This is a genomic window from Algorimicrobium algoritergicola (genome assembly GCF_008086165.1).
GTDB classification, from domain to species: domain Bacteria; phylum Bacteroidota; class Bacteroidia; order Flavobacteriales; family Flavobacteriaceae; genus Algorimicrobium; species Algorimicrobium algoritergicola.
In genome coordinates, this window is record NZ_VSKL01000001.1 from 490,012 (window position 1) to 502,359 (window position 12,348).

Genomic DNA, 12,348 nt, shown 5'->3' on the forward strand with positions numbered 1-12,348 from the left:
AAAACAGCTATTAGCAAATTGCGAGTAGCATTGAGCAAATATGATTAAGAACGATTTATTTTTAAGAGCATTAAAAGGTGAAACCGTAGAACGTCCTCCAGTTTGGATGATGCGTCAAGCAGGTCGTTATTTACCAGAATTCATGGAAATAAAAGCCAAATATGATTTCTTTACTCGTTGCCAAACACCAGAATTAGCAAGTGAAATTACGGTTCAACCTATTCGCAGATACGGCATGGATGCTGCCATTTTATTTAGTGATATTTTAGTGATTCCGCAGGCTATGAATATTGAGGTTCAAATGAAACCTAATTTCGGACCTTACTTACCGAATCCTATTCGCACGCAAAAAGATGTGGACAACGTTATTGTTCCAGATGTAACGGTGGCTTTGGATTATGTATATCAAGCTATTAAAGCTACCAAAGAAAAATTGAACGATGAAGTGCCATTAATAGGTTTTGCAGGTTCACCATGGACTATTTTATGCTATTGTGTACAAGGGCAAGGCAGTAAAAACTTTGATAAAGCGAAGGAATTTTGTTTTACAAATCCCGTTGCTGCGCACCAATTATTACAAAAAATTACAGATACAACTATTGCCTATTTAAAAGAAAAAGTAAAGGCTGGTGTTAATGCGGTTCAAGTATTCGATTCTTGGGGCGGCATGTTATCACCTGTTGATTATCAAGAATTTTCTTGGCAATATATCCAACAAATTATTGATGCTTTAAAAGATGAAACACCTGTAATTGCTTTTGGAAAAGGCTGCTGGTTTGCTTTAGATACTATGGCAAAATCTGGTGCATCTGCTTTGGGTATCGACTGGACCTGTTCGCCTAAAAATGCCCGTTATTTAACTGGTGGAAACATTACTTTACAAGGTAATTTTGATCCAACACGTTTGTTTTCGCCACCAGCAGAAATTAAAAAAATGGTTCATCAAATGATTAATGAATTTGGAAAAGATAAATATATCGTAAATTTAGGTCACGGAATTTTACCAAATATTCCTTTGGATAATGCCAAGGCGTTTATTGATGCTGTAAAAGAGTATCGTGCCTAAACATTGTTATGAAGTTAAAAACAGAATCCTTTTCATTGGAAGTCTTAAAACCACAAGATGCGCAAAGCTTAAGTCGGTTAATGATTTCCAATGGAAAACGATTTCAACAATATCTTCCTAAAACGCTATCAGAAAATTTATCTGAAACGGATTCTAAAAATTATATACGGAGAAAAACAGCGCAAATAAAAAATCAGACGGAGGAGTTTACGTTTGCCATCAAGGATATTGATTCTGGTGATGTTGCTGGGTTAATCATTTTAAAAAATTTAGATCACCATTTAAAACAAGCCGAATTTTCCTATTGTTTAGGTCAGAAATATTCTGGACGAGGCTGGATGACACGAAGTATAAAAGCTGCAAAAGACTATGCTTTTAATGAATTAAAACTAAAGTCCTTACAGATTATTATCCATAAATCTAATGTAGCCAGCATTCAGATAGCTGAAAGAAATGGTTTTAATTGGATAAAAACCTTGGACAAGGAATATGTTTCGGGCAAGTCGGTTTTAGACATGGAACTATACGAATTACAGTATGAAAAATAAATTCTACCAATACATACAAACATTACAAGATACCATTTCGGCTAAATTAGAGGCTGTGGATGGCAAGGCTACATTTCAAGAAGATATTTGGAAACGACCAGAAGGTGGTGGTGGACGAACACGCGTTATTGAAAATGGTGCTGTTTTTGAAAAAGGCGGTGTGAATATCTCTGGTGTTCATGGCAAGTTACCGGACTCCATGCAAACATATTTCGGCGTTGAAGATGCTGATTTTTTTGCCTGCGGATTAAGCTTGGTTTTGCATCCAAAAAATCCAATGGTTCCAACCGTTCACGCTAATTGGCGTTATTTTGAAATGTATGATAAAGATGGAAATATTGTAGATCAATGGTTTGGTGGCGGACAAGATTTAACACCCTATTATTTATTTGAAAAAGATGCTATTCACTTTCACCAAACCTGTAAAACGGCATGCGATAAACATGATCCAGAGTTTTACCCAAAATATAAAGCCCGATGTGATGAATATTTCTATAATACACATAGAAATGAAGGGCGCGGTTTAGGTGGTTTATTTTTTGATTATTGCAAAGCTACCGAAACCATGAGTATGGAAAACTGGTATAATTTTGTAACCGAAGTTGGCGATAGCTTTTTAGAAGCGTATGTTCCAATTGTAGAAAAACGCAAAGAATTACCATATACTGACGCACAACGTACATGGCAGGAAATCCGTCGTGGTCGTTATGTAGAATTTAATTTGGTTCATGATAAAGGCACTCTTTTCGGACTGAAAACAAATGGTCGAATAGAAAGTATTTTAATGAGTTTGCCACCACATGTGCAATGGGTTTATGATCATCATCCAGAAGCTGGAAGTGCTGAAGAGAAATTACTTGATGTACTACAAAATCCAATAAATTGGGTGTAAAATGAATTGTTACTGCGGAAATGATAAACCTTATAAAGATTGTTGTGAAATTTTTCATTTAAACAATGGAAAAACAGAAACAGCGGAACAACTTATGCGATCCAGATATAGTGCATTTGTATTAACTAATGGTGATTATTTAATGCAAACCCATCATCGTTCTACAAGACCCATATCAGAAAAAAAAGCAATCGTTACCTGGGCAAAATCTGTAAGTTGGATAAAACTAGATGTACTAAAAACTTCGAAAGGTTTAGCGAATGACAAGGAAGGAACGGTAACATTTAATGCTTATTTTCAAAAAAAAGGATGCATTGACGTTATTCACGAAAAGTCGGCTTTTATAAAAGAAAATGAAACATGGTATTACTTAGGTTATGCCAAAAATTAATAATGTATGTATCCATTAAAAAGAAACAGACGTTTACGTAGTAATGAAGCTATTCGCTCGTTAGTTCGTGAAACCATAATAACGCCAAACGATTTTTTAGTACCACTTTTTATTGTTGAAGGTAAAGGCGTAAAAGAAGAAATTGCTTCCATGCCTAATTATTTTCGCTATAGTTTAGACCTTTTGGAAAACGAAGTAAAAGAGCTTTGGAATCTAGGTTTAAAATCGGTTTTGCTGTTTGTAAAAGTACCTGATAATTTAAAAGATAATAAAGGGACGGAAGCTTTAAATCCGAACGGTTTAATGCAACGTGCCATTAAAACGGTCAAGAATATTTGTCCAGACATGTTAGTTATGACTGATGTGGCTATGGATCCGTATTCGTCCTATGGACATGACGGTGTTGTAAAAAACGGTCTGATTTTAAACGATGAAACGGTAGATATTTTAACAGACATGAGTTTGTCTCATGCTGAAGCTGGCGCCAATTTTGTAGCACCAAGTGATATGATGGATGGTCGTATTTTAAGCATACGCGAAGCTTTTGAAGCTAACGGTTTTTACAATACAGGTATTATGAGTTATTCGGCTAAATACGCTTCGGCATTTTATGGTCCGTTTCGTGATGCTTTGGATTCTGCACCTGTAGATATGGAAAATGTCCCAAAAGACAAACAAAGCTACCAAATGGATCCTGCTAATCGTTTTGAAGCCATCCGAGAAACCGAAATGGATATTGACGAAGGCGCTGATATGGTTATGGTAAAACCAGGTTTATGCTATTTGGATATTGTTCGTGAAATTAAAAATACGGTCGATGTTCCTGTTGCTGTTTATCAAGTTTCTGGCGAATATGCCATGCTTAAAGCAGCTGCCGAAAAAGGCTGGTTGAATCATGATGCCGTTATGATGGAGCAAATAACAGCCATTAAACGTGCTGGAGCAGATGTAATTGCATCCTACTTTGCCAAAGATGTGGTGAAATTATTAAACAAATAACAAAGTAAAACCCTTATGGTTCAGAAAATTCTGGCCGATAAGGGTTTTTATATTACCTAGGAATAGATACCACAAATTGAGCACCCGTACCTTTTCCTGCACTATAAGGCTCCAGTGCTCCACCGTGTTTCTCTACAATCTTTTTAGTTAAATAAAGTCCTAATCCTGTAGTTGGTTCGCCACTAGTTCCTAAATGACCGGGTACAAATTTTTTGAACAATGCGCTTTTCGTCCGTTCATCAAAACCGATTCCATGATCTATAATTTTAATTTTAATCTCATTATTGGTTTCTTCACCCGAAATATGGATTTCGCCATTATTTTCAGAAAATTTAATAGCATTATTTACTAAATTTTCAAAAACCTGTGTTATACCAATGGCATGTCCACGTATCGATAATTGAACTGGTACGTTGTTAACAATAACCAACTGTTTGGCTTCAATAGATTTTTTATGTGACCGAATAATGGCATTAATAATTTCAGAAGCAGATAACATTTCAAAGTTTTTAGGTGATATTTCAATATGTTTCGCCTTCAAAATTTTAAGCATATCTTCTAAAAATTTCACCTGCTTGGTAGCAATCTCGTTTAATAAAGTAATATATTCCTGACGCTTTTGAGGATCGTCTCCATCCTCCTTTAAAAAGTCAATAATACCTAATGTTTGTAAAACAGGTGTCCGTAAATCGTGCGAAATCAATTCAATAATATCTTGTTTTTCTTGATCCACTTCATCTAAACGTTCAATAGTATATTGAATGTTTTTTAACATTTCCCCAACTTCATCTGTATAAGTAATTGGTAAATTTGGTACTGTATTGTCCTGTACAAAAGCATTAAGCGCATTTTTACCTTTTATAATTGGGTCTAATAACGCATTTAAAACTTTTAAAGTTAATGCCGTTGCTCCCAACGTTAATCCTAACGTAATTAATATAAATGTAGTAGTAGAAATAGTTGTAGCAAAAAGCGCATACATGATAATACCTAACAGAGGTATGTGGATTCCTAAAAACGCAACAAAGAGGAATTTATACGAATATTTTTTAAGAAAGGATACTTGAGAAAGTTTGTGATAAGTTTTCATGTTTTTATGGAATTATAGGGTGTTCAATTCTACAGACAAGATGAACCTTATTTTCTACAATAATGACCCCAATGCCTCTTATTAATAACACAATACCATTTTATATTCGTAAAAATTAAAAATCCACAGGCTTCTGAAACTCCATTTAAAATCTGAAATTCCCTTATGATTTTGTAAATTAGCAAGAAACAAAAAATACGTTAATGACCACACTCATTCTTTGGGCAACCGTTTCTATTTTCTTTTCATTCTTATGCTCCATTTTGGAAGCTGTATTATTAAGTATCACACCTACGTTTATCACTGTTAAAAAACAAGAAGGCAAGGATTATGCGCTCAAGTTGGAAGCGTTAAAAAAAGATGTTGATCAGCCACTTATTGCCATTCTAACGTTAAACACCATTGCACATACTTTAGGCGCTATGATGGTTGGTATTGAAGCTGAAAAACTACCGTTTAAAATTGAAATTTTTGGAATAAATACCGTTGGTATCATCTCGGCAATCATGACCTTGCTTATTTTAGTTATTTCCGAAATCATCCCTAAAACTATTGGCGCTTCCTATTGGAAATCACTAGCCGGTTTTACAGCTACAATGCTTAATATTTTAATTTTCCCTTTAAAATATTCAGGAATTTTATGGCTTTTACGCCTCACCACAAAGCTGATTGGCGGCAGTCCACATGGCAGCGTATTAAGTAGAGAAGATTTTCATGCCATGACAAATTTAGCTGAAGAAGAAGGCGTTTTTCATGAATCTGAAAGTAAGGTCATAAAAAATATGCTCACGTTTAAAGAGGTTTTAGCTAAAGACGTTATGACTCCTAGAACGGTTATGTCGTTAGAAAATGAAAATCAAACCATCGAAGATTTTTTTAAGAAAAATGCCAATACCAAATTTTCGCGAATCCCTGTTTATACGAAGAAGTCAGATAACATAACTGGACTCGTTTTAAAAGATGAAGTTTTTAAAGAAATGGCTTTTGGAAATGGAGATAAGCTACTTTCAGAGATTAAAAGACCGATCATTATTATTAATCGAAATCTACCTATTCCTCGCTTATTCGAACAATTAGTAGAAAGTAAAAACCACTTGGCTTTAGTAGTAGATGAATATGGTTCTGTAAGTGGTTTAGTAACGATGGAAGATGTTATTGAAACCCTTCTAGGGTTAGAAATTATGGACGAAAGTGATGACGTTCCAGATTTACAAGTTTTAGCCAGACGCGGTTGGGAAGCGCGGGCTAAAAGACTTGGCTTAATTGATAACGAAAAGCCAACTGACTAATGGAGCAAGACCGTTGCATTATAAACTCACCACTCGGGTTCACCCAAATTTTGGGTGATGCTGATGGCATTTCGTCTATAACCGTTTTAAATTCCGAAGAGAAACTAACTGATATTATTCCTGAATCCCTTCAAGATTGCGTCTATCAGCTCAATGAATATTTTGAAGGAAACCGAAAACAATTCGATTTAACATTAAATCCAGAAGGCACCATTTTTCAAAAAAGCGTTTGGGATGCTTTGAGTAAAATCCCGCATGGCAAAACGGTTTCGTATTTAGAACTTTCCAAAAAACTAGGTAACGTCAAAGCCATTCGAGCTGTGGCAAATGCCAATGGTAAAAATCCACTTTGGATTGTAGTTCCATGCCATCGCGTTATTGGTTCCGATGGCAGTTTAACAGGATATGCTGGTGGTTTACATCGAAAAAAATGGCTGTTAGAACACGAAAGCCCTTATAAGCAACAAGCGTTGTTTTAACTTACCATTTGGCGCTATTATAATTGTTATTACTCACAACAAGCCTCAATAAAAATTCCTATATTTATTCTCTAAATCTTACTGTATGAAATTCCTAAAATCTATCTTAAAATGGGTCGTTATTGTTTTTGCTCTACTCATTGCAACCTTGTATATAACGGATACCGATTATCTTATAAAAGCCGTTAGAACTATCTATTTAAAGGGCTATTCCACAGCATATTTAGAGGATTATAAAGAATTCGATAATCAAGTTATTGGAAATGGAACACCGCAACCTTGGCCAAATCATCAAGATTATAATAGCGCAATAGAAACCGAAGCCTTAAACAAAATTAATAAAGAAAACGGCACCATTGCTTACGTTATCATTAAAAATGACAGTATTTGGTTCGAAAATTATTACGATGGTTTTGATGAAAATTCCAAATCCAACTCATTCTCCATGGCTAAAAGTTATGTGTCAGCTATGTTAGGAAAAGCACTCATGCAAGGCCATATCAAGAGTTTGGATCAACCTGTTAGTGATTTCCTCCCAGAATTCACAGAAGGTTTAGCGGCCAAATTAACGGTTGGCGATTTATCTTCTATGGCATCAGGAACCGATTGGGAAGAAGCCTATTATTCGCCTTTATCTATTACTACACGTGCCTATTTTGACGATGATTTAGATAAGGTTATTAACGGCTTAAAAGTCGTTAAAGAACCTGGACAATCTTACACATATTCTAGTGGTGACACGCAAATGTTAGCTATGGTTATTGAACGTGCAACTGGCAAAAAACTATATGATTATTTAACCGAATCGTTTTGGAAACCATTAGGTTCAGAAAATGCAACGCTTTGGCAAGTAGACAGCGAAGATCACGACATGGTAAAAGCATACTGTTGTATTGCTAGTAATGCGAAAGATTTTGCACGTTTAGGTAAACTCTATAAAGACCATGGAAAATGGCAAGGCAAGCAACTTTTAGATTCGGCCTTTGTTGCTAAATCTATTAAACCACGTTTTCCTGCTAGTCCAGAATATGGCTATGGTTGGTGGTTGAAAAATATTGGCGATAAGGAATTTTTTATGATGCGTGGCCACTTGGGTCAGTACGTTATTGTGGAGCCTAATGACAACGTTATTATTGTAAGATTAGGACATTCTAAAGGACCAGGAGATGCACTGGCAACGTTTACGCCCGATATTTTTACGTATATTGAAGAGGCTTATAAGATGTTAGAATAACGTTCTTAATCTTTTGTTATTTAACAAACTGTTGGGTATTCCGACCAATTTTTTAGGCTTTTTTTGGTTAACTAAAAACTACCAACCATGAAATTCACATTAAATTTAATAGCTTTCATTTTTATAAAACTATTGTTCAGTCAGGAAAATGAACTAAAATTATCAATCGATATAACGTCCGATGAAAAAGTAGAGTCTGTTGTTTTTGAAAATTTAAGAGGCAATATTTTCTATAGTCTCAAAGATAAAACTAGTATTAATTTTCAAAATAAATTAATAGAAGAGTATTTTTTTACAATTAAAACGAAGGACAGCTTATATGAAGAAATGATTTGGCTTGATCAAGGAGAGTTTGATATAAGTATCTCTCTAAAATCAAAATCATTAAAAATCGATGTTGTAGGTTCTGAAATTTTTGACAAAACAGTTGAATATGAAAATGGATATAAGAATCTTACTTTGTCAAATGCGACTGATGAAGAAGTAAATAAATTTTTATTTAAAGAACTAAATAAAAACATTGAAAATCCATTTTCTTTTAAAATTGGAATAAATATTCTCTTTAAAAATCAGAGTAATCGAGAAGTGCTTTCTCAACTTATGAGTATAATTGATTCTCAACCTGAAAGCGTAAAGAGTCACTATACTTCTGGATTAATGATTAAAACACTAAAATCAAGATTAAATAGTGGGAATATCAATTTAGCAGATTTTACATTTTTGGACCAAAACAATCAAAATAATAAAATATTAATTGAGAACAATGAATATATTTTGCTTGACTTTTGGCATACAGCTTGTCCACCCTGTCTCAAAGATCATATAGAAATCAAAAATCTGACAGATGCTTTTAAAGCAAAGAAAACTAAAATTGTGAGTTTATCAAGTGACCAAGCAGGTAGAATTGAAATTTGGAAAAAATATTTAAAATCGAAAAATCTACCTTGGGAAAACTATCTTGAAATAGAAATAAATAGTTTGACAGATAGTTTAGAAATCCGAATATTTCCGACTTACATATTACTTGACAGGCAAAATAATGTAGTTGCATACACAAATTCATTGTCAGATATAAAAACTAAATTGGAAATAAAATATTAACTTAAGGTGCACTTAAAAAATAGCACAACACGTTGAAAATTAGATAGATTAACATAATTGAAAGCTGCCAAATTTTTTAAATTTGACATATTCACAAAAATGAAATAATTAGTGAAATTTAAAAATTCGACTAGTAATTATGCGAAATATTATCGCTTATTTTTGCGGTGTTACTTTTCATCAAGATAACCATTAAAAACTAAACCATGATTTCTAAACTAAATCTCGAAAATATTCTATTCTTGGACATTGAAACCGTTCCAGAAGCCAGGCATTTTTCAGATTTAGATGACACCAAACAAATGCTTTGGGATGCCAAATCCAAATACCAACGGAAAGACGAATTTACTGCGGAAGAATTTTATGATCGTGCTGGAATTTGGGCTGAATTTGGAAAAATAGTCTGTATTTCAGTTGGATATTTTAAAATGGAAGGTGATATTAGGAAATTTCGCGTCACCTCATTTTATGGCGACGAAATAAAAATCCTAAAAGATTTTAAGAACTTAATCATTTCGCACTTTAGCGAGAACAAACACCTGCTTTGTGCGCATAATGGTAAGGAATTCGATTTTCCATACATAGCACGACGCATGATTATTCTTAATATAGAATTGCCATATAAACTTAATTTATTTGGGAAAAAACCTTGGGAAGTTCCACATTTAGATACGCTAGAATTATGGAAATTTGGTGATTATAAAACCTACACGTCTTTAAAATTATTGACTAATGTGTTGGGAATTCCTTCGCCTAAAGATGATATTGATGGTAGCGAAGTGTATCGCGTTTTTTATGAAGAAAACGACATAGATCGGATTATGATTTACTGCGAAAAAGATACCATAGCTGTGGCGCAAATTTTCTTACGCTTGCGAGGTGATGAACTCCTTCATGATAATGAGATTATCCATATTTAAGTCTGCAAAAAGGATGGAGCGCGTGTTTGAAATCCTTTTTTATTTTAGAAAAAAGATTGAGTAGCGAGAGCCTGGTTTTTTCTTTCAAAAAATTTGCCCAAAAACTTAAAGGCATCCATTATCTTTTTATAAAAATAGCAATAAAAAAGTCCAGAGCTTTCACTCTGGACGTTTTCACTTAAAATTAATTTATAACTATTGCTTAATAAAGCGTTTCACTTTCGTTTTCTCACCAATATGTAATTGAATTATGTACATCCCATTATTCAATTCTGAAACATTAATGGTTTCGGTAAATGCGCCTTTCATTACTATTTGGCCAAGCATATTAGTTACTTGATAGCTTTGAGCTTCTAATCCATTTAAAGCAATATTCAATGCTTGTTTTGTTGGGTTTGGATATAATGTAAACAAATCATCAGTAGACACTGTTACGGTTCCAAGAGCCCTAGATGCACCGCCAACACAGAAATTTGTTGTTTGCGAACTGGTAAAAGAACCACCACTTGCTAGTGTTGTTGTTCCAGCTTTTAAAGTATATGAGCCATTTCCGTAAGAGCAGCAAATACCATCACCATAAACATCTCTAACAACTAATGCATAACAACCTGCAGGTAAATTAACATCAATGTTTAATGTAGAACGATCTGGTTGCGAACCATAAGTACCGCCAGAAGCTACAGTAGCACCACCATCAAGGATTGCCCATGAGGTTTCTTCCGGATAATTATCAAATGTAAAGGATAATCTAACGGTTGTATCACCACCAGAATTTCCACCATCTACAATAATTACTGTGTAATCTTCAACTTCACCATAACTAAATGTTTCACAAGATGTTGGAATAGCATTGTATTTCATAGCCACACGCATTCTTGTTTCACCTATTGTAGCAGATGTTGGAATTGTAAAACTTCCGCTTACAGGACTTGTTTTAGAAGCTGCTCGAGACCAAACTTGTTCGCCTGAATCTGTAAAATCACCATCTTGGTTATAATCTATCCATACCGCATAACCTTCGTTATAACTAGTTCCTGTCCAGGTAGGCGTTACGGTAATTGTATAACTTTCTGCTTTTGTTAAATTAGTGGAAGTTGCAGTAAAGTCTGAATAGGATTGTGCGCCAGAAGCCTTATTAATGGTCCCTAATTGCACACGAGAAATGTACTCATCATTTACACTGTTTCCTTGAGCGCTACAATATTGAGAACCTGTTTGACAAGGCTGACAAGAAGAACCTCCACAATCTACACCAGTTTCCGTTCCATTTTGCACACCATCATTACAGGTTGGTGTTGTAGTACTACCACCACATTTTTCTGATAATGCTAAAGATCTTCTAGCACCACCAGCATTCAGTACAGCGCGCATTCTATTTTTTTGTCCCGTAGTAAATAAGTTCATACAAGAATCATTGGTGTAATCCATATAGTTTTGAACCATATCAATAGAACCACAAGAAACCTGTCCTGTTGGACAACCACCATTTGACGTTTGATGTGTTGGTGTATCACTAACAAAATCATTTCCACAATTAGCGTCTCCCCAAATATGGCGAAGATTTAAATAGTGTCCCACTTCGTGCGTGGTTGTACGTCCGCCATCAAAGGGAGCGGATACATTACCAACGCGACCAAAATAATTATAAGCCATTACAACGCCATCCGTAGCAGCACTTCCACCAGGAAATTGCGCATAGCCTAAAATTGTGCGTCCACCACTGGTCATTTTTGGGACAATCCACATATTAATATATTCAGATGTATTCCATGGGTTAACACCTCCTTGCGATGATTTTTTCATATCATCTGTTGTTCCCCAATCTTGTCGAGTTGTTGACTTTCTGGTTATTCCAGTTGTTGCATTTCCATTAGGATCAATAGTGGCCATACAGAATTCAATTTCTGAATCAGCTGCCTGAGACCACGTATTATCCGCATCAGGATTATTACGTCTAAAATCTTCATTTAAAACATCTATTTGCGACTGTATCTGTGCAACACTTATGTTTTCTGTACTATTTCTGTAAAGTACGTGTACTACAACAGGAAGCGATATAATAGAACCATCAATTCTATTATTTGACATCTGTTGAATTTGGGTTTCCGTAAAGGCTTCAATTTGAGCCATTCGCAACTCAAGACCTGGATCTTGTTGTTTTCGGTATTCTAGGTTTTCCATAGTTGAGCAATTCCGTTCTTGGGCAAAAACAGCCATGCTAAATAGAAAACACATTAATAATAATGTAGTAGGTTTTTTCATGATAAATGTTTAAAAATTTAAGTTAATAATTGAATTATTCTATGCGAATGTATTTTAAAAATGATAATTTCAAAATA

The 12,348-nt window shown here is 34.6% G+C and carries 12 protein-coding genes; 10 read left to right on the forward strand and 2 right to left on the reverse strand.

The features are described 5' to 3' along the window. Positions 1–40: 40 nt before the first annotated feature. Genes hemE through hemB form a run of 5 tightly spaced genes read left to right on the forward strand, consistent with a single transcriptional unit; the run spans position 41 to position 3,896 of the window. A complete protein-coding gene (hemE, locus tag ES675_RS02340) occupies positions 41–1,066 on the forward strand; it encodes a uroporphyrinogen decarboxylase (RefSeq protein WP_066249132.1) in 1,026 nt (341 codons plus the stop codon). Between the two features lie 8 nt (positions 1,067–1,074). Continuing rightward, positions 1,075–1,614 carry a GNAT family N-acetyltransferase gene (locus tag ES675_RS02345; RefSeq protein ID WP_066249128.1) on the forward strand — a complete coding sequence of 180 codons (540 nt, stop codon included), beginning with the start codon at positions 1,075–1,077 and terminating at the stop codon, positions 1,612–1,614. Further along, positions 1,604–2,506, forward strand: coding sequence for an oxygen-dependent coproporphyrinogen oxidase (gene hemF / locus ES675_RS02350; protein ID WP_066249124.1), 903 nt, complete (start codon positions 1,604–1,606; stop codon positions 2,504–2,506). Before ES675_RS02345 ends, hemF begins: the two co-directional genes overlap by 11 nt. Position 2,507: 1 nt before the next feature. Further along, the gene (locus tag ES675_RS02355) at positions 2,508–2,897 is read left to right on the forward strand and encodes a YchJ family protein (RefSeq protein WP_066249121.1); all 390 of its coding nucleotides are present in this window, start codon (positions 2,508–2,510) and stop codon (positions 2,895–2,897) included. A gap of 6 nt (positions 2,898–2,903) precedes the next feature. Continuing rightward, entirely contained in the window at positions 2,904–3,896 is a 993-nt protein-coding gene (gene hemB / locus ES675_RS02360; protein ID WP_066249116.1) for a porphobilinogen synthase, read from the forward strand. Positions 3,897–3,948: 52 nt separating this feature from the next. Here hemB and ES675_RS02365 read toward each other — a convergent pair whose 3' ends face one another. Then, the gene (locus ES675_RS02365; RefSeq protein ID WP_082985868.1) at positions 3,949–4,986 is read right to left on the reverse strand and encodes a sensor histidine kinase; all 1,038 of its coding nucleotides are present in this window, start codon (positions 4,984–4,986) and stop codon (positions 3,949–3,951) included. 203 nt (positions 4,987–5,189) lie between these two features. Between ES675_RS02365 and ES675_RS02370 the strand changes: the two genes are divergently transcribed. From ES675_RS02370 to ES675_RS02390, 5 genes are all read left to right on the forward strand, one after another. Next, on the forward strand, positions 5,190–6,275 hold the full coding sequence (locus ES675_RS02370) for a CNNM domain-containing protein (protein WP_066249109.1): 1,086 nt from the start codon (positions 5,190–5,192) through the stop codon (positions 6,273–6,275). Further along, on the forward strand, positions 6,275–6,754 hold the full coding sequence (locus tag ES675_RS02375) for a methylated-DNA--[protein]-cysteine S-methyltransferase (RefSeq protein ID WP_066249103.1): 480 nt from the start codon (positions 6,275–6,277) through the stop codon (positions 6,752–6,754). Before ES675_RS02370 ends, ES675_RS02375 begins: the two co-directional genes overlap by 1 nt. Before the next feature lie 85 nt (positions 6,755–6,839). Next, a complete protein-coding gene (locus tag ES675_RS02380) occupies positions 6,840–7,988 on the forward strand; it encodes a serine hydrolase domain-containing protein (RefSeq protein ID WP_066249098.1) in 1,149 nt (382 codons plus the stop codon). Between the two features lie 87 nt (positions 7,989–8,075). After that, the gene (locus ES675_RS02385) at positions 8,076–9,089 is read left to right on the forward strand and encodes a TlpA family protein disulfide reductase (RefSeq protein ID WP_148367217.1); all 1,014 of its coding nucleotides are present in this window, start codon (positions 8,076–8,078) and stop codon (positions 9,087–9,089) included. A gap of 206 nt (positions 9,090–9,295) precedes the next feature. Next, positions 9,296–10,009 carry a 3'-5' exonuclease gene (locus tag ES675_RS02390; protein ID WP_066256190.1) on the forward strand — a complete coding sequence of 238 codons (714 nt, stop codon included), beginning with the start codon at positions 9,296–9,298 and terminating at the stop codon, positions 10,007–10,009. 195 nt (positions 10,010–10,204) lie between these two features. Here ES675_RS02390 and ES675_RS16580 read toward each other — a convergent pair whose 3' ends face one another. Next, the gene (locus ES675_RS16580) at positions 10,205–12,271 is read right to left on the reverse strand and encodes a GEVED domain-containing protein (RefSeq protein ID WP_082986003.1); all 2,067 of its coding nucleotides are present in this window, start codon (positions 12,269–12,271) and stop codon (positions 10,205–10,207) included. Positions 12,272–12,348 lie beyond the last annotated feature (77 nt).